The organism is Planctomycetota bacterium (genome assembly GCA_038746835.1).
GTDB lineage: Bacteria > Planctomycetota > Phycisphaerae > Tepidisphaerales > Tepidisphaeraceae > JBCDKH01.
In genome coordinates this window covers 1-17926 of the sequence record JBCDKH010000060.1, presented here as the reverse complement: position 1 = coordinate 17926, position 17926 = coordinate 1, and the positions used below count along the sequence as shown (strand labels likewise).

Annotated in this window: 14 protein-coding genes; 9 read left to right on the top strand and 5 right to left on the bottom strand. The window is 64.8% G+C overall.

What is annotated here, in order from left to right:
- A partial coding sequence (carB, locus tag AAGI46_08040; protein ID MEM1012156.1) for a carbamoyl-phosphate synthase large subunit occupies positions 1-2814 on the top strand: 2814 nt, incomplete at its 5' end.
- Positions 2815-2818: 4 nt separating this feature from the next.
- Complete coding sequence (locus tag AAGI46_08035) at positions 2819-3310, top strand: hypothetical protein (GenBank protein MEM1012155.1); 492 nt, start codon at positions 2819-2821, stop codon at positions 3308-3310.
- Between the two features lie 136 nt (positions 3311-3446).
- Here AAGI46_08035 and AAGI46_08030 read toward each other — a convergent pair whose 3' ends face one another.
- Positions 3447-4148, bottom strand: a complete 702-nt coding sequence (locus AAGI46_08030; protein MEM1012154.1) for a hypothetical protein — start codon at positions 4146-4148, stop codon at positions 3447-3449.
- Here AAGI46_08030 and AAGI46_08025 point away from each other — a divergent pair.
- Positions 4147-4620 carry a DCC1-like thiol-disulfide oxidoreductase family protein gene (locus AAGI46_08025; GenBank protein ID MEM1012153.1) on the top strand — a complete coding sequence of 158 codons (474 nt, stop codon included), beginning with the start codon at positions 4147-4149 and terminating at the stop codon, positions 4618-4620. The genes AAGI46_08030 and AAGI46_08025 overlap by 2 nt on opposite strands.
- Before the next feature lie 131 nt (positions 4621-4751).
- Here the strand turns inward: AAGI46_08025 and AAGI46_08020 are convergent, their stop codons facing one another.
- Both AAGI46_08020 and AAGI46_08015 read right to left on the bottom strand, forming a co-directional pair.
- Entirely contained in the window at positions 4752-5240 is a 489-nt protein-coding gene (locus AAGI46_08020; GenBank protein ID MEM1012152.1) for a DUF2007 domain-containing protein, read from the bottom strand.
- Between the two features lie 105 nt (positions 5241-5345).
- Positions 5346-5972, bottom strand: coding sequence for a PEP-CTERM sorting domain-containing protein (locus AAGI46_08015; protein MEM1012151.1), 627 nt, complete (start codon positions 5970-5972; stop codon positions 5346-5348).
- 220 nt (positions 5973-6192) lie between these two features.
- Between AAGI46_08015 and sdhA the strand changes: the two genes are divergently transcribed.
- Positions 6193-8148 carry a succinate dehydrogenase flavoprotein subunit gene (sdhA, locus tag AAGI46_08010; GenBank protein MEM1012150.1) on the top strand — a complete coding sequence of 652 codons (1956 nt, stop codon included), beginning with the start codon at positions 6193-6195 and terminating at the stop codon, positions 8146-8148.
- A gap of 137 nt (positions 8149-8285) precedes the next feature.
- A complete protein-coding gene (locus tag AAGI46_08005) occupies positions 8286-8867 on the top strand; it encodes a PEP-CTERM sorting domain-containing protein (protein ID MEM1012149.1) in 582 nt (193 codons plus the stop codon).
- Between the two features lie 137 nt (positions 8868-9004).
- On the opposite strand, the gene AAGI46_08000 is transcribed toward AAGI46_08005, so the two are convergent.
- On the bottom strand, positions 9005-10546 hold the full coding sequence (locus AAGI46_08000) for a sulfatase-like hydrolase/transferase (GenBank protein MEM1012148.1): 1542 nt from the start codon (positions 10544-10546) through the stop codon (positions 9005-9007).
- A 175-nt stretch (positions 10547-10721) separates the two neighbouring features.
- On the opposite strand from AAGI46_08000, the gene AAGI46_07995 reads away from it, so the two are divergent.
- A complete protein-coding gene (locus AAGI46_07995; protein MEM1012147.1) occupies positions 10722-13001 on the top strand; it encodes a S8 family serine peptidase in 2280 nt (759 codons plus the stop codon).
- 69 nt (positions 13002-13070) lie between these two features.
- Complete coding sequence (locus AAGI46_07990; protein ID MEM1012146.1) at positions 13071-14036, top strand: YHYH protein; 966 nt, start codon at positions 13071-13073, stop codon at positions 14034-14036.
- Between the two features lie 5 nt (positions 14037-14041).
- Here the strand turns inward: AAGI46_07990 and AAGI46_07985 are convergent, their stop codons facing one another.
- Positions 14042-14944 (bottom strand): hypothetical protein, encoded by a 903-nt coding sequence (locus AAGI46_07985; GenBank protein MEM1012145.1) that lies wholly within the window; start codon positions 14942-14944, stop codon positions 14042-14044.
- Between the two features lie 311 nt (positions 14945-15255).
- Between AAGI46_07985 and AAGI46_07980 the strand changes: the two genes are divergently transcribed.
- Together AAGI46_07980 and groEL are read left to right on the top strand one after the other, a co-directional pair.
- A complete protein-coding gene (locus AAGI46_07980; protein ID MEM1012144.1) occupies positions 15256-16767 on the top strand; it encodes a dockerin type I domain-containing protein in 1512 nt (503 codons plus the stop codon).
- A gap of 363 nt (positions 16768-17130) precedes the next feature.
- Positions 17131-17926, top strand: a 796-nt coding sequence (gene groEL / locus AAGI46_07975; protein MEM1012143.1) for a chaperonin GroEL, incomplete at its 3' end; no start/stop codon positions are given.

The following is a 17926-nucleotide window of genomic DNA, read 5'->3' as shown; positions in this document are numbered from 1 at the left end:
GTCATCCGAGCCGTCGGCGTCGAGACCGGCGGCAGCAACATCCAGTTCGCGGTCAATCCAGAGAACGGCGACATGGTCGTCGTCGAGATGAATCCGCGGGTTTCGCGCTCGTCGGCGTTGGCGTCGAAGGCGACCGGTTTCCCCATCGCCAAGATCGCCGCGAAGCTGGCGGTCGGGTACACGCTCGACGAGCTGCCGAACGACATCACGGGGACGACGAGCGCGTGCTTTGAGCCGACGATCGACTACGTCGTGGTGAAGATGCCGCGGTGGACGTTCGAGAAGTTCCCCGAGACCGACGAGACGCTGACGACGCAGATGAAGTCCGTCGGCGAAGCGATGGCCATCGGCAGAACCTTCAAAGAAGCCCTTCAAAAAGCCATTCGCTCGATGGAAGTCGGGCGATTCGGATTGGGTCTCGACTCGCACGACAAGTCGCTCGCGATCCACGCGAGCCCCGACCGTCAGGGAGGGGTTTCTGACGGTCGTCCAGAACCCCTCGCTCACGCTCAGGGCTCGCAACCGGAGTACCCGATTGCGGAGGAAAAGCTCAACCGCAAGCTCGCCGTCCCGAGCCAGGGGCGGCTGTACTACGTGCGCTACGCGCTGAAGATGGGTTGGAGCGTCGAGAAGGTCCACGAGCTGTCGAGGATCGACCCGTGGTTCTTAGAGCAGATCGCAGAGCTTGCGGAGAGCGAGCACTACATGGCGAAAGTCTCCCGCGGCCTTGAGCGGGATGGCGACACGTTTCGTTTGTCGGACCTCTTGGAATTCGAGGAGGCAAGGGGTGATTGGGACATTACAGAGATGTACAAGTCGGTAAAGGGGCGAGGGTACTCCGACGTTCAGATCGGGCTCGCTCTAGGCAAGCACCCGCTGTTGATTCGCAACTGGAGACACATGTTCGGGCACACGGATGTGACGACACATGCGTCGTACAAGCTTGTTGACACGTGTGCTGCGGAATTTGAAGCAAAGACACCGTACTACTACAGCACGTACGAGTTGCCATTCAAGACCCTGCCGCTTCCCGAGCCACGGAAGCCGAGTAATGAATCGGCCTTTGACGACGAGATCCGCGTCACCGACCGCCCGAAGGTCATCATCATCGGCGGCGGTCCCAATCGCATCGGCCAGGGCATCGAGTTCGACTACTGCTGCTGCCAGGCCGCGTTTGCGGTGAAGGAGCTCGGCGGTGGGGTCGAGAGCGTGATGATCAACTCCAACCCGGAGACGGTCAGCACCGACTACGACACGAGTGATCTGCTCTTCTTCGAGCCGCTGACGCACGAGGACGTGCTCAACATCTGCGAGCGGCTCAATGGTGGTCCGTTTGGTCGATCGCATGCGAGCCCCGACCGTGAGGGAGGGGTTTCTGACAGTCGCTCAGAACCCCTCGTTCACGCTCAGGGTTCGCGAGAGTTGGTGAAGGGTGTCGTCGTCCAGTTCGGTGGGCAGACTCCGTTGAATCTCGCAAAGGGTCTGGAAGAAGCCGGTGTCCCGATCCTGGGCACGAGCGTCGACGCCATCCATCGCGCGGGATCACGCGAACAGTTTCGCGACCTCATTCAACAGCTCGGCCTGAAGCAACCCGCCAACGGCATCGCACGCAGCGTTGAGGAAGCCAAAGCCATTGCGAATGACGTCGGCTACCCGGTGCTCGTCCGCCCCAGCTTCGTCCTTGGCGGCCGGGCGATGGAGATCGTTTACGACGAGGCCGCCCTCGATCGGTACATGACGAGCGCCCTCGATGCCGCGGGTCTGACCGGTATCGCCGACTCGCCGATCCTCGTTGACAAGTTCCTCGACGGAGCGACGGAGGTGGACGTGGACTGCGTCGCGGATTACCGCGTAAGGGAGGAAGGAGTAAGGATGAGGGAGGAGGGTCGGAGCGTCATCGCCGGGGTGATGGAGCACATCGAGGAGGCCGGCATCCACTCGGGAGACTCCGCCTGCGTGCTGCCGCCGCACTCGCTGTCGGCGAATGTCGTCGCGGAACTCAAAAGCCAGACGCACGAGCTCGCGAAAGCCTTGCAGGTCCGTGGCCTGATGAACGTGCAGTACGCGGTCAAGGACGGCGAGGTCTTCGTCATCGAGGTCAACCCGCGGGCCTCGCGCACCGTGCCGTTCGTCGGCAAGGCGACCGGCGTCAACTGGGCACGCATCGCAGCCAAGGTGATGATGGGCCAGTCGCTCGACGAGCTTGGCGTCGAGGAGACGCCGCCGTTCGATCACGTCGCCGTCAAGGAGGCCGTCTTCCCGTTCGCCAAGTTCCCCGGTACCGACATCATCCTCGGCCCGGAGATGAAGAGCACCGGCGAGGTCATGGGCATCGACGCCAACTTCCCGCTGGCGTACGCCAAGGCGATCATGGCCGAGGGGTCGAAGCTGCCGGACGGCGGGACACTGTTCGTCAGCGTGCGTCCCGACGACCACGACGCCGTCGTGCCGATCGCGCGGAAGTTTGCGGAGCTGGGCTTCAAGCTGATCGCGACCAAGGGCACGCTCGACACGCTCACGCAGGCGGGCGTCGAGGCGACGCTGGTCAACAAGATTGCCGAGCACGTCCGGCCGAACCTACTGGACCTGGTCGCCAACGGCGAGGTCGACCTGATCGTCAACACGCCGACGCGCAAGGGTGCCGGCACCGACGAAGCCAAGATCCGCGCCGCGGCGTTCCGCGCCCGCGTGCCGATCGTCACGACGCTCACCGCCGCCGACGCCTGGGCCGGGGCGATTCGCGCGTTGCGTGAGACGGACTGGCAGGTCACGCCGCTGCAAGCTTGGCACGGCGCGGCGGTCGCGGCAGACTGAGGCCGTGACCGAACCAGAACCCCGCACGCTCGCCTACACCGCCGAGCCCGACACGGCGAGGCCGGGTTGGCTGACGATCGTGGTGTGGCTCGTTGCGATATGGCACATGTCGCAACTGCTGCGCTTTGGTATGGGGTGGAGGTGGATTCTGACGGATCCCGGGCTGCTCCAAGTTCCGGGCACGCTGCGCACGCTCATGCTGGAACTTCCGCGGCTAATCGTGACGATCACCATTTGCGCTTACGCAGTGCGACTGGCGTTCCAGCAACAGCTGCCGGTCGTTCAGCTTGGGTGGCTTTGCGCCACGTATCTGCTCGTCTGGGGCCTCACCATCGTGGTAATGGAGCTACGCCCGATCATGGATTCGGATTTTTCGGACTCGCTCTGGCTGCTTAACTTCTACCTCCGCCAGGTTGTCATCCTGCTCATCCCAGCGATCCTCTTTCTCAAGATTGAGAGCGACGAGCCAGCCACTCAATCGACCCAACATCCATGATCCATACAGACGTCCCGCAGCCGCGGGCCTACGGCCCGCAGGTGTGACGATGGACCGTTTGTGTCGCGTTTTCGAACCTGCGGGCCGTAGGCCCGCGGCTGGGACGCACTGATGGCGTGACGGTCTGCAGGTCCGCTCACTCCCCCATGCCGCCTTGCATCGCCTGCATCATGGCCTGCATCATCTTCGCCTGAAGCGCTTCCTCGGCCTGGGCGACCGACTCGTACTCGCCCGCCTTGACGCCGGCGGTCACGTCTTTCACCGCCTTGGTCATCGCGGGAATCACCTTCTTGGCCTGCTCGGCCTGCGGACCGGCGAACTCGGCTGGGTCCATCTCCATGGAGATTGGGTCGATGTACCACTCGCCGTCAACCTGCACCAGCGACATCGGCCGCAACTCCGCCAGGTCGACCTTGCCTTCGAACTCCTCGGGCACGTTCACGACCTCGACGACGGCGGTGTCGCCGTCGATGGTGACTTCGGCTCCGTCGATGAGCTTTGCGAGGGTCGCCATGTCCATCGGGCCGGCGTTGGCACTCTGGCCGAACTTCTCCATCGTGGCCAAGCCGAACTCGGCGGCGGCGACGACCATGGGCGAGAGGATGTCGAGCATCTCCTTCACCTGCGGGTCGCGGGTGTCGATCGTCTTGGCGAACGCCGCCGCGTCACCCTTGCTCGCCGCCTGAAGCATCGACTTCACAGTCGCCTTAGGCTCGGACAGGTCGACTTGCACCGACGCCGCTTCTGCGGCCGCGTGGTGATCGGCAAACGTCGGAGCAGAAAGCAGGCCGCAGGTGAGCAAAGCAGCAACGGCAACGGAAAGGGCGGGCTTGTTCATGGACCAGGACCCTAAAGACGCTGCTGCTGAGGTCCAAACGAAAAATGTCGACGTCGCCCGACAGCTCCTTCGCGACGGCCGTGCCATCCTGCTCTACGACGGCACCTGCGGCCTGTGCGATCGGGGCGTGTCATTCGCCCTCAAGCGCAATCGCGATCAGAGTGTCCACTTCGCGACGCTGCAGGGCGAGGTGGGTCAAACGTTGCTCCGCGACGCCGGCCTGCCGGGCGATTACTTCGACAGCATGGTCCTGCTCGATGGATCCCGTGCGCACGTGAAGAGCGACGCGGCCGTGGCCCTGTCGCGTCGGTTAGAGGGCTATCGCTGGCTGGCATCGACGCGCTTCGTGCCGCGGTTCCTTCGCGATTTCGTCTACGACCGCGTGGCCGCGATTCGGTATCGGCTGTTCGGAAGGACCGACGGCTGTCGTGTCATGACGCCCGACGAGCGCGGGCGATTTCTGGATGCGTGAGCGTGCGTCATCCGTCATCCCAAGCGCAGCCGAGGGGACCTCGCAGTGGCTCCGATCCGACGGCCAGACGAGGTCCTTCGACTCTCCCCGCTCGCTCAGGATGACGGATGTGAGGAAGCGCGGACCGCGTCTTAGAGTGACAGGCCGCACTCGGGGCAGCGCTCGGATTGGCCTCGGAGGTCGTAGCCGCAGGCGGGGCAGAAGAGCCGGCCGCCGGCCTGGCGTCGTTCGTTGACCTCGGCCAGCGTCTCGGCAATGACTTGCTTGGCTCGTTCCAGGTCGCCATCCGGCACTCGCAGCGTGACGGAAGCCAGACCTGCCGGCCCCAGCACGTTGGCCGCCGATCCGCCGGAGACGAAGGCGTAAATGTCGTTGCGGAGTAGAGCGTTTCGCAGCAGATCGGCCTCGACCGTGTTGCGTGTCTCAAGGACGCTGACCATTTTCTCGTCCACGCTGGGCCGGCGGACCGTCGGCGGGATGTCGGTCGGCCGTGATCCGTCGTCGGAGACGTCGATGTCGTCGGTCACTTCGTCCTCGATCGTCTCGCCGCGACGCATGAAAACGGCGACGAAAAACAGGCCGACGGCGATGAGGACGACGAAGCAAGGGATGTCGCTCATCGCGCCGGAAGTCTACGGCTCAGCGTGCGATAGAAAGCCACGACGCCGTCCAAGCGGACGGCGTCGCAGGCTCCACGCGAAACAGAGAATCAAAAGCCACTCGCCTCAGCGGCGACGCCGCAGCAGCCCCGTCGCGGCCAGGCCGAGCATCGCAACGCTCGTCGGCTCGGGAACGACCACGCTGTAAACGTTGTCGACCGAAATGCCGTCGAACCCGTTGGCTCCGCCGACAGTGAAGCTGAACGAGGTGATCGGCGTCGGGCTGCTGAACGTGAAGAAGTCTTCATCGTCGGTGCCGGGCAGCAGGGTTTGCAGCTCGAAACTCTGACCAGCCACGTTTAAGAAGGTGGATTGGCTCAAAGTGATGTCGTCGATCCGAAGGGCGAACGCCGATACCGGATCGTCGAACGTGAAGAAGAACTCCGTGATGAAGGTCGGATCGCTGTCGATGAACAGGTCGAGCTCGAGATTGGTTGAGCCAGGAACCTCGTCGTCGATCTCGTAGTCGCTGAGAAAAGTGCTCGTGCCGTTCGGCAGAGTTGAGAAGCCGTTAAAAACCGTCGGGACGGTTTGGTCTAGCGAACCGATCGTCTCGTCCTGGAAGTCTTCGAGAAGGGCTCCCGGGTTAGCGGCGGCGAACGTGGCCTCGTCGCTCAGGCCGGTGGTGACCTGCGCGAACGCAGGCGTGACGGCAGTCGCGACGGCAACTGCGGCAAAAAGGTGCTTGTCCATTCAGTCTCTCCTGAAGACGTGGGAGAGACCGACGCAGCTCGTGCTCCCAAACCGCTCCTTCGCGGCCGGTCGGCTGCAGTGCCGTCTCTCTCCCTCGGCTCACGGTGCCGAAATGCCGCCGAGAGTCAAGCGCGTTTCAGCCCGTCGTCGATGTGGCGACGGGTCGCAATTCGGCTGAAACGACTTCGTGAACGCCTCCGCTCACGTGTAACATGGGGCCATGAGCACGGAAAAGCGCGCAGTGGTCGTCGGGGGTGGTTTGGCGGGTTTGGCCTGCACGGTGAAGCTCGCCGAGCAGGGCATCAAAGTCGACCTGATCTCGATGGTGCCGGTCAAGCGGTCGCACAGCGTCTGTGCCCAGGGCGGCATCAATGCGACCAACGACATCGCCCGACAGCAGGGTTACAGCGAGTGGCTCCACTTCGACGAGACCGTCCTCGGCGGCGACTTCCTCGCCGACCAGCCGCCGGTGCTGGAGATGGCCAACTCGGCCCCGAAGATCATCGACCTGCTCGACCGCATGGGCGTGCCGTTCAACCGGACGGCCGAGGGACAACGTGCCCTCCGCATGTTCGGCGGATCGCTCTTCAAGCGGACCTTCTATTCCGGTGCGACGACGGGACAGCAGCTGCTCTACGCCCTGGACGAGCAGACGCGTCGTTTCGAAGCCGAGGGCATGGTCGACAAGTTCGAGTTCTGGGAGTTCCTGTGGCCCATCACCGAGGATGTCGACGGCGAGCAGACCGTCGTCGGCGCGGTCTGTCAGGACATGCGGACGATGGAAATCCGCGTCTTCAAGGGTGATGCCGTCGTCATGGCGACCGGCGGCAACGGGCTGATCTTCGGCAAGAGCACGATGAGCGTCATCTGCACCGGCGGGGCGGCCAGCCGCTGCATGCAGGCCGGGGCGAAGTACGCCAACCCCGAGATGATGCAGGTCCACCCGTCGGCCATCCCCGGCGAGGACAAGTGCCGGCTCATCAGCGAGTCGGCTCGCGGCGAGGGGGGTCGCGTCTGGGTGCCGCGCAAGCAGCGCGACGAGCGCCAGCCCAACGACATCCCCGAAGACGAGCGGTGGTACTTCCTCGAAGAGAAGTACCCCAAGTACGGCAACCTCGTGCCACGCGACATTGCGACGCGCGAGATCTTCCAGACCTGCCTCGACGGCTACGGCGTGGGCGGTGGGAACATGGTCTACCTCGACCTTCGCGACCAGGTCCAGAAGATCGGCCGTGACGGCGTGATGAAGAAGCTCGCGGGCATCCTCGAGATCTACGAGAAGTTCGTCGGCGTCGACCCGCTGAGCGAGCCCATGAAGATCTTCCCGGCCATCCACTACTCCATGGGCGGGCTGTGGGCAGGCTACAAGAAGGACGACAAGACCGGCGGCATGGAGCACGGCCACCCGGACAACATGATGACCAACATCAAGGGCCTCTACGCCATGGGCGAGGCCGTCGTCCACTACCACGGGGCCAACCGCCTCGGTGCGAACAGCTTGCTCAGTTGCATCTTCGACGGCCTCTTCAGCGGCCAGTCGGTCGCGAACTACGTTAAGGACGTCGCCCCCGGCGTCGACACGATCGACCAGAGCACCTTCGACGCCGTCGCCAAGCAGGAGAAGGATCGCATGGAGTGGCTCGTCAGCAACGACGGCAACGAGAATCCGTACGAGCTGTGGCAGGAGATGGGCCTGAACATGACCAACAACTGCACGGTCGTTCGCTACAACGACCGGCTCGACACGCTCATCGGCGACCTGCAGTCGTATAAGGAGCGGTACCAGAAGGTGAAGCTGTCCGATACCGGCATGTGGACGAACCAGAACCTCTCGTTCGCCCGCGCGGTCCGCGACATGATCGTCATGGCCGAAGGCATCGCCAAGGCCGCCCGCATGCGTGACGAGAGCCGTGGTGCCCACTACAAGCCCGACTTCCCCGAGCGCGACGACGCGAACTTCCTGAAGTCGACGGTCGCCACCTACGACCCGGCCACGAACGTCACCAGCGTCGAGTGGGGCACCGTCGACACGAGCCTCATCCCGCCGCGTGCCCGCACGTATGGCAAGACCGAGTCGACCGCCGAGAAGAAGGCCAAGCCTTCGGAGTCAGATGATCAGTCGCCGGCCAAGGCTGGAAAAGGGACCTCGCAGAAGCCGGCATTGGTCAGTGCCTAGGCAGCACGGTCGGATTTGGAGGAGCCGGCCGTTTCCGCTTGCAACGGCAACTTGCTTTTTCTACGGTGCGGCGGCGTTCCATGCCAAACAGACAGCCTGCACAACCGGCGGGCTGGGAAGGGTAGAGAGAGAGACCCATGATTCGACATTCCATTGTTGCTTCGGCAGCGCTCCTGTGCGCCGTGAGTGGTGCTTCGGCCGTAGTTACCGAGACGTTTGTCGCCAGTGACATCACGCCGGACATTTTCCAAGACTTCACCGGCGTCGCCGATGTGCAGCTGGGGACCGCCCTGAACGCCGGCCCTGTTGACCTGAACCCGACGCTTCCGGCAACGGCCACGTCGACGGTGTCGACGGCGTTCAACACCGACTTCCAGATCCTTGGCGAGACGCTTGAGGTTTTCATCGACCCGGGCTTCCTCGACGACGTCACTTTCACGTTCGACGTGCCGATCCTCGCGTTCGGTGCCGTCAACGACGCGGTCAACGTCGCCCCGAGCGTCCTCGTCGAGATCGACGGCCAGACGTTCGACTTGGTCAACGGCTTCCAGGGATTCATCAGTGACACGCCGTTCACGCAGGTCACGTACCGCGCGGCCGTGCCGGGGACGATCGACTTCTACACCGTCGACGACATCCGCGTTCAGCTCGTGCCGGAGCCGACGTCGCTCGCGCTGGCGGGTCTCGGCGGTTTGGTGGCCCTTCGCCGCCGACGCTGATCGCACTCGACTGGAATCCAGCAACACCGACGCACCCGCTGGCCGACGCCGGCGGGTGTTTTTTGCAGGAACAGCGTGACGCCCTCGCCGACTTGTGTTTCCGTCCAACAGGTTGCAACCGCCGGGAAGAGGCTTCGTCACAGATAGTTGAGCGTTCCGCCGCTGGCGTGGGCGGCGTGGGGGTTGTTGTCGCGGCGGAGGCGGCCGTCGGGGGCGGTGGCGTGGGTGAACGGGCCGGACTCGGGCGGGACGACGGGGAGGCTGGTGACGATGCGGGTTGTGGCGATCAACCACTCGAGGAGTCGCCGCCGGCATTCGTTGACGACATCCTGTGAGGCCGGATCGTGGTAGAGGTTGGTGGTTTCGAGCGGGTCGCTGTCGATGTCGTACAGCTCGCCGACGTCGGCGTCGAACATCTCGGGCTGGTAGTGGACGAACCGCCACTGCTTCCAGCGGAGCGACTTGCTCCACGGGTGCTCAGTGACGGCGACGTCACGGACGGTGGCGTCGTCGTCGCCCCGCAGCAGCGGCGTGAGGTCTTCGCCGTCGACCGTTTGCATGGCCGGCAGGCCGCAGAGGCAGGCGAAGGTCGGGGCGAGGTCGACGGTGTGCGTCAGTGCCGGGCTCACATGGCCGGGCTGCGTCATGCCTGGGACCCGCCACAGCATCGGCACGCGACAGACCGCTTCGGAGCAGATGCCCGGTGCCTTTTCGTTGATGCCGAACGTGCCGGAATAGGCCCCGTGATCGCTGTGGTAGACGACGATCGTGTTGTCCGCGAGGCCGGTCTTGTCGAGGTGATCGAGCAGCTCGCCGACGGCGTGGTCGCAGTGGCTTATGGATGCGAGATAGCCTCGCCAGACGCGTCGCATGCGGCTCTCCGGGTCGTCCGGCTGGAGGAGGCCGCGCGTCTGTCGGGTCGACTCGACGGTTTTGCGAAAGTGCGGCGGACGATCGGGGTTCAGATCGTCCAGCGCGCCCGGCGGCAGGTCGATGTCGTCGTCGTACAGATCCCAGAAGCGCTGGTCGGGCGTGTAGACCTGATGGGGGCGGAAGTAGCTGACTTCCATGCAGAAGGGCTTGCCGTCACGTGCGGCTCGGTCGATGAAGTCGATGGCGTGTCGGTTGGTGTACCCCTCGACCGAGTGCTCGAACGGCAGATTGGAGGGCCGGGCGTCGATGGCACAGTTGCCCTGGTCGCGATGTTCGGCGAGGTACTCGGCATCGTGGTCGTCCGCGTAGCCGTGCTGCTTCAGGTAGGTGAGGTACGACTGCCCGTCGCTCTGTCGCCATTGGAGCGGCATGTAGAGGTCGCAGTCCTCGCGGCCCCAGTCAACGGGTTCGTCTGGCAGGTGGAGCTTGCCGAGGGCAGCGGTGCGGTAGCCGTGGCTGCGAAAGTGGCCGAGGAAGGTGGGCAGCTTGGCCGGGTGTCCGGGTCCGTAGCCGGGCGTCGGTCCGCCCAGGCCGAAGTAGCCGTGGTTGTGGCAGTACTGCCCGGAGAGGATCGAAACGCGTGTCGGGGTGCAGATGGGGTTGGCGGTGTACGAGTGCCGGAAGGCGGTTCCGGTTGCGGCGAGCCGGTCGAGGTGGGGCGTCTTGGCGTCTGGATGACCCTCGTAACCGGTGCAGTCGGCCTTGTGCTGGTCGGTCATGACGTAGAGCACATTTCGCTTTTGCATGTGGATACATTAACGATTTCGGGCCGGCACGTCGGGTGGGCGTGTTGGTATGGAGGTCTGCGACGCTGTTGCAGAAAAGTTTGAACCTTCGGGCCTTGTGCGACGAACTTGGGTTACATCCGGTACAACTGCCGGTCCGACAACACGTCCGTTCCCCCCTCAGTCTGAACTCCTGATGAACCAACGCCAGCCTTTCGAACGCCTCGAACAACGTCGTCTGCTCAGTGCCAGCTTCCGCGGGGCCGTCGATTCGGCCGTCGCCGATCGGTACGCGGACATTGCGGTCGAGCAGGTCCGCCAGGCGCTTCCCGAGGCGTCGCTGGCGGTGTCGAGCTCGTTCGCCCGTGCCTCGGACCTGGACCTGTACGAGCCGGCGGAGCTGACGCAGGCCCGGCAGTGGGTTTTCATCGGCGAGGGCGACGTGGCCGGCGCGACGGTCGAGCCGTCGGGCGTCATCGACGGCGTGTCGATCGCGACGTTCAACAACCCCGCAAACGCGATGGCTGCATTGGAAGCCTCGGGCAGCGAGGCGTTTTACCCGCTGGAGGCCAGGCAGCAGTCCCGGCGCGTCATCCCGAACGACACGCGGTTTAACGACCAGTGGCACCTGCGCAACACCGGCCAGTCCGGCGGTCTCGTCGGTGCCGACGCGAACATCACCGACGTCTGGGACACCTATCGCGGAGCCGGCGTGACGATCGGCATCGTCGATGACGGCCTGCACTTCGACCACCCGGACCTCGCCCCGCAGTACGTCGCGGCCGACAGCTTCGACTTCAACGACAACGACCCGATTCCCTTCGCCAGCAGTCCGTTCGACTTCCACGGCACCAGCGTCGCCGGCATCGCGGCCGCACGCGGGTTCGACGGGGCGGGCGTGACGGGCGCGGCACCCGAGGCGAACCTGTCGGGCTTGCGGCTCATCAGCGGACCGTCGAACGATTCGCAGGAGGCCGGGGCGCTCTCGTTCAACAACCAGAGCATCGACATCTACTCGAACAGCTGGGGGCCGTTCGATGACGGCCGACGCATCGAAGGGCCTGGCCCGCTGACGCTGGCAGCGATCGAGCAGACGGCCACCGAGGGTCGTGACGGGCTCGGCGGCATCATCACCTGGGCCGGCGGCAACGGCGGAGACGGCGACGACTCGAACCGCGACGGCTACGCCAACTCGCGCCACACCATCAGCGTCGCGGCCGTCAACAACTTCGGCGTCCGATCCAGCTATTCCGAGCCAGGTGCAAATCACCTCGTGACCGCCTACTCGTCTGGCGGCAGCCGAGGCACCACGACCACCGACGGCTCGAACGGCTTCACCAACTCGTTCGGCGGCACCAGCAGCGCGACGCCGCTCGTCAGCGGCGTCATCGCCCTCATGCTGGAAGCCAATCCCGACCTGACGCAGCGCGACGTCCAGCACATCCTCGTCGAGTCGGCCGAGACCATCGATCCGACCGACTCGTCCTGGCAGACGAACGGTGCCGGGCACGACGTCAGCGTCTTCTACGGCCACGGTGCCATCGACGCCGAGGCCGCGGTCAATCTGGCGCTCAATTGGGAGACCGTCGGAGATGAGATCTCGGTCGACGCGTTCGAGACGGTCAACCAGACCATTCCCGAGAACAGCACCGGCATCACGCGAACGCTCACCCTGCCAGCCGGCGTCGACATCGAGCACATCGAGGTCGTCCTGGACATCACCCACGGCTATCGCGGCGATGTCGTCGCGACGCTGACCAGCCCGGATGGCACCGTTAGTCCGCTCCTTCGCTTCACCGGACAGCAGGGCGACTCGGGCAACAACTACAACAACTGGGTCGTCACCAGTACCCAGCACTGGGGCGAGAGCAGCGAAGGCGACTGGACGCTCCAGCTGTCCGACGGCTTCGTCGGCGACATCGGCGTGATCAACAGCTGGGGCATCGCCGCCTTCGGCACGTCTTCGGCGTCGCCGGTGAATGTCCTCGCCAGCGACTACGACGTCGACGCGAGCCAGGCCGTGACGTTCGAGTTCGACAAGGACGTCGGCGCGAGCCTCGATGCCTCTGATCTGGTCGTCACCAACGCCGACACGGGCAACGTCGTGGCCGTCACCCCGTCGCTTTCGTATGACGCGATCGAGAACGTCGCAACGTTCGAGTTCGGCAACCTGCCCGACGGCAACTACGTCGCGATGCTTCCGGCCGCGGCCGCAGAAGCAGACGGCCAGCCGCTCGTCGGCGACGTGAGCGTGCCGTTCTTCGTCCTCGCCGCCGACGCCAACGCCGACCGCGTGGTCGACCTGTCCGACTTCGGCATCCTGCGGTCCAATTTCGGTTCGGCCGGCCTCTTCAGCGACGGCGACTTCAACTACGACGGCACCGTCGACCTCGCCGACTTCGGCATCCTGCGTGCCCAGTTCGGCAGCGCCGTTGCCGAGCCGTCGTCGTCGCTCTTTGCCGACGACGAGGCGTAGGCGATCGCGACGGACAATCTCGCAGCCGCAGCGGCGTTGTGGTTGGCAGACCCTCACCGGATTCTGCCCATGCCACAACGCCGTTTTGCCGTCTGGATTCTGTCGCCGATTGCCGTCGCTGCCTCGGCAGCCCTCGCGCACGAGGGGCACACGCACGATGACCCAGGTGCGGCGTCACCTGCCGGCGTGGTCGCCAGCATGGCCGACGCGCCAAACCTGGTCCGCGGCGAGGTGCGCGACGGTTTCCGATACGTCTGGGCCAACGGCGTGCCGGACCATCGGCCGGGGCAGTTTCCCAATCGTGGCAATCCGCACTCGATCAGCGAACAGCGTTACGCCATTCGCATTCCTTTCGATCCTGCCGCGCCGGACGGACCGGTGCACAATGCGGCCGACGTCTACTCGGATCGCGGCATGCTCTTCGGCATCGCGCTCAACGGCGTCGTCTTCGAGCCGGGCACGGCCATGAGCTGGTCGCCTCAGGGTGTCCAACGCGGCGGTCGGCTGGGCGATTGGGTCTACGAGGCTATCGGCGGAAGCGTCGACCTTGGCGTCGATCATGCCAACGCCCACGTGCAACGCACCGGCGCGTACCACTACCACGGCATCCCGACGCCGATGATCCGCGAGGATCGGCCGACCCTCGTCGGCTACGCGGCCGACGGCTACCCGATCTACGGCCCGCTCGGCTACGAAGACCCGTCCGATCCGCGCAGCAAGCTCGTCACGCTCAAGTCGTCGTGGCGACTCAAGACCGACAACCGTCCACAACCACCGGCCGGCCCCGGCGGCACGCCCGACGGGCGATTCACGGCTGACTTCGAGTACGTCCCTCACAGCGGCGACCTCGATCGGCTCAACGGCCGATTCGCAGTCACGCCGGAGTACCCGGACGGCGTTTACCACTACGTCCTGACCGAGACCTTCCCGCACGTTCCACGCGGCTTCGCCAGCGAGCCGGACGCAAGCTTCCGACGAACGCCTGGACAGGGAGAAGCCCAGGCGAACGGTCGTCGCGACCGCAGGCGTCGTTGACTCGTTCAGCGACGGCGTCGAGCGAGCAGCATCGCCCCGACGAATGGCACCAACGCGGTGGTCGGCTCCGGAATCGCCGCGAACGACGTCGCACCGCCTCCGCCGATGATGGCGTCGATCTGCGATCGGTACGGCGTAACAAAGCTCGACAGGCTGATGTAGCGATCGCCGTCGTCGCGCGGCAGGGCGCCGTTGGAGGTGACGATCGCATAGTGCGTGCCGACGACGGAGACGAGGCCGCTGTCGTCGATGTGCAGTGCGGCGTGGCCACTGTCGCCGCCGACGAGGCCGATCTCGTCATCGGTGACGCCGTGGAGCAGGTCGAAGTCGTAACCGATGGCCCAGGTGGCGTTGCTGGTCAGGTTGCCGAACAGGCCGACGGGCGGCAGGTCGATGGTGCCGGTGGTCGTCGAAATGATCCCGCCTTCGACGATGTTCCTGCCGAGTCGATCGTTCTGCTCGTAGAGGTGGACCATCTCGCCCGCGATGTCGTCGGCCGAGCCGTCGAACAGCGGCAGCGGCGTGAGCCCGTCGGCCGGCGTGATGGCCCGACTCAGCGTGGCGATCGACAGGTCACTGGGCAGGAACGTGCCGGACGAGACCTCCGTGTCAAGGCGTGTGTGACTCTGGGGCGAGATGCTGACTTGCTGCCCGTTGACGCCGACGAACGAGTAGCTGCTGCCTTTGAAGTGGTTGGCGACCAGGACGTGCCGGTCCGAGATGAGCACGCCGCCGTTGCGTCCGACGCCGACGCCCGACAGGTCGACGCCTTCGAGGAGGAATTCGGGATTGGCCGAGACGCCGTCGGAGAGGAATCGGTCGTGCCGACTCGCCTGGTAATCGGCGAACAGCGCGGCCGAAGCCGGCGCGGTGGCCAGCAGCAGAACGATGCCGGGGATCGCACGCATGACGAACCATACGACATGACCGATCTGTTGGTGCGGCGGGCGTTTGTCGTGGATAGTCGGTTTGTGTCGAGTGAATCGCCGGGCTATCCCTCGAACCGGATCAGGTGAAGCCGTTTGCAGGTTGCGGCGAACCAGAGAAAACGCCAGTGTCGCATGGTCCGATAGCTGGCCGGTTCCGGACGTGGTTCCGGTGCCGCCACGTGCCGCTCTTTAAATCGCCATTTGCCCCTATGAGACTCTCCACGCCTGCCGCTGTTGCCCTTGTGATCTCCGGCTCTGCCGGAGCTGCCGCCTCGGCTTGTACGGGGTGCATGTGGGGCACTGAAGCCCACCCGACCGGTGGGTCGGCGACGGTCTTTCAGGACCTTGTCGATCGATACAACAGCAACCTCGCCCCGGGTGGCGTGCCGATCGACACGCGCTCCGCGGCGAACTCAGGTCTCAATTCGCTTGGCCCGGGCGGCAGCACCCAGCAGGTCTGGCTCGACTTCTCGCAAGCCCCGGCAGGGATCTTCAACGCGTCCGAGCAAGGGGGCGTGCTCACTTTCGTCGAGGACATTTTCGACGGCTACGACGTCAGCTTCAGCCTCACACAGCCGGCTGGTGCCTCCACGCGGATCCTCTTCGTTCCCGACAGCGGCGGCCCCTTCCCGTCGACGCTCGGCGGCGTGGCGGACGGGATCGACTTCCGAAACGTCATTGCGAACAACAACGCCTTCGTCTACACCGCCGGCCTGGCAGGAGCTCCGTCGTTCAACCAGGTTCGTTTCGCTGCAAACGTCGCGGCTCACGAGCTCGGACACACGCTGGGTCTGCGTCACTACGACAGCTTTGGCCCCATCGGCTCGGGCGTGCCCAACAACTCGATTCGAACGTCGTTTGCCGCTGATTTCCCGGGTCCGATTGCGGGACAGGCGGAGTTCGACCTGAACCTCATGTCGACGCCGGCCCTTGGCGCGAGCAATGGCAACTTCAACGCCTTCTTCCAGTTCGGGGCCGACCTGAGCGTTCGCTCGTCGATCAAGCTCGCCTTCGCGGCACAGGGCGTGATTGAGTCGGAGGCCTCCGCGAACAACAACTCGATCGGCAGCGCCCAGCCCGTTGATCTTCTTGAGCTCGACGTCATCAACAACCGACCGGCCGGGACGCAGTTCGCCGGCGAAGATCTCGCCGCCCGCGCCGCGGCCGTCGCCGGCTTCATCAGCAGCGGCGACGTCGACTACTACTCGTTCGAAGGCACCGAGGGCAACATCGTCAGCCTCGAGGTGATTAGCGAGGCAATCAGCAATCGCCTGAGCAACACCGTGGACACGAACGTCCGGCTGTTCGACTCCTCCGGCAGCCTCGTCAGCTACTTCAGCTCCGTCGCCAACAACGACGACGAGGTCGAGACTTTCGACTCGTTCATCTTCGACCTCGTTCTCCCGGCAACTGACACGTACTTCGTCGAGGTCGACAACAGCCTCAACTTCCCGACCAGCAACCCGATCGGCAGCTACGAGCTGTTCATCACCGAGTTCGGCGAGGCGGCCGTTACAGTCCTGCCGGGCGACTTCAACGGCGACGGCACCGTGGACTTGGCTGACTTTGGCATCCTGCGGGCCAACTTCGGCAGCATGATGGCCACCTTCGAACAGGGTGACGCCAACGGCGACGGCACGGTCGACCTGGCTGACTTCGGCATCCTGAGGGCCAACTTCGGCTCCACCTCCGGCTCCGACGTCGCGCTACTCGACGCGTTCTACGCGACAAGCATCCCCGAGCCGGCTCTGCTTTCGCTCAGCGCCGTCGGACTGCTCGCTCTGCGACGCCGACGCGCCTGAATCCAGCCCCAATCAAATGCACCGGAGCGGCGCCCCATTTGGAGCGTCGCCCTGTCGTTGCGCACCCAGGCTGCGGCACTTCAGTGCCGCTGTACTGGAGCTCGAAGGGAACCTCCTGCTACAGACTCTCCGATCTGCCAGATCGGCAACCCCGCTCGACGGTCTCAACACCCCGCTGCCATCGTGGCAGCTTTCACCGCTGCGAGGCGTCATTCTTAGTTGGAAGAGCCGTTATCAGCCAATCACTTGCGATCGAACATGGCGTTGGCACAAGGGTTGATCCGCAGAAGTCATCCCGCCTGCGACGTCGGTCTCAGGCGATCACACGTCTCGATCAACTCCCGACCAACGACTCCAACACCCATGGCAGCCAAGACGCTCCAGTTCGACACCGACGCCCGCCGCAGCCTGCTCACGGGCGTTCAGAAGCTCAGCCGTGCCGTCAAGACCACGCTCGGCCCGCGTGGCCGGAACGCCGTCATCGACAAGGGCTGGGGTGCCCCGACCATCACCAAGGACGGCGTGACCGTCGCCGAGGAGGTCGAGCTCAAGGACAAGTACGAGAACATCGGCGCCAAGCTCGTCAAGGAAGCCGCCACCAAGACCGGCGACGCCGCGGGTGACGGCACGACGACCGCCACTGTCCTCGCCGAGGCCATCTACGGCGAGGCTTATCGCCACCTGACCAGCGGCACCGACGCCATGGCCATGGCTCGCGGCATCCGCGCCGCCGTCGATGCCGTCGTCGCCGACCTCGCCAAGCAGTCGCGTCCGATCGACGCCGGCAGCAAGAAGGACATCCAGAACGTCGCCACCATCTCGGCCAACAACGACGCCGAGGTCGGCAAGATCATGGCCGATGCGTTCATGCGAGTCGGTCAGGACGGCGTGATCACGGTCGAAGAGGGCAAGGCTCTGGAGACCAGCGTTGATTTCGTCGAGGGCATGCAGTTCGACCGCGGCTACCTCTCGCCGAACTTCATCACCGACCAGGATGCGATGACCGTCGAGCTGGACAAGCCCTTCATCCTCATCCACGAAGAGAAGATCAGCTCCGCCGCCAAGCTGTTGCCGCTGCTTGAGAAGATTCAAGAGAAAAAGCGTCCTCTGCTCATCATCGCCGAGGACGTCGACGGCGAGGCGCTCTCCACGCTCGTCG

Coding starts and splice junctions, on each gene's coding strand:
- AAGI46_08025 (MEM1012153.1), top strand. CDS start 4,147: ATGGACCAGGACCCTAAAGACGCTGCTGCTGAGGTCCAAACGAAAAAT.
- AAGI46_08030 (MEM1012154.1), bottom strand. CDS start 4,148: ATGAACAAGCCCGCCCTTTCCGTTGCCGTTGCTGCTTTGCTCACCTGC.
- AAGI46_08020 (MEM1012152.1), bottom strand. CDS start 5,240: ATGAGCGACATCCCTTGCTTCGTCGTCCTCATCGCCGTCGGCCTGTTT.
- AAGI46_08015 (MEM1012151.1), bottom strand. CDS start 5,972: ATGGACAAGCACCTTTTTGCCGCAGTTGCCGTCGCGACTGCCGTCACG.
- sdhA (MEM1012150.1), top strand. CDS start 6,193: ATGAGCACGGAAAAGCGCGCAGTGGTCGTCGGGGGTGGTTTGGCGGGT.
- AAGI46_08005 (MEM1012149.1), top strand. CDS start 8,286: ATGATTCGACATTCCATTGTTGCTTCGGCAGCGCTCCTGTGCGCCGTG.
- AAGI46_08000 (MEM1012148.1), bottom strand. CDS start 10,546: ATGCAAAAGCGAAATGTGCTCTACGTCATGACCGACCAGCACAAGGCC.
- AAGI46_07995 (MEM1012147.1), top strand. CDS start 10,722: ATGAACCAACGCCAGCCTTTCGAACGCCTCGAACAACGTCGTCTGCTC.
- AAGI46_07990 (MEM1012146.1), top strand. CDS start 13,071: ATGCCACAACGCCGTTTTGCCGTCTGGATTCTGTCGCCGATTGCCGTC.
- AAGI46_07985 (MEM1012145.1), bottom strand. CDS start 14,944: ATGCGTGCGATCCCCGGCATCGTTCTGCTGCTGGCCACCGCGCCGGCT.
- AAGI46_07980 (MEM1012144.1), top strand. CDS start 15,256: ATGTGGGGCACTGAAGCCCACCCGACCGGTGGGTCGGCGACGGTCTTT.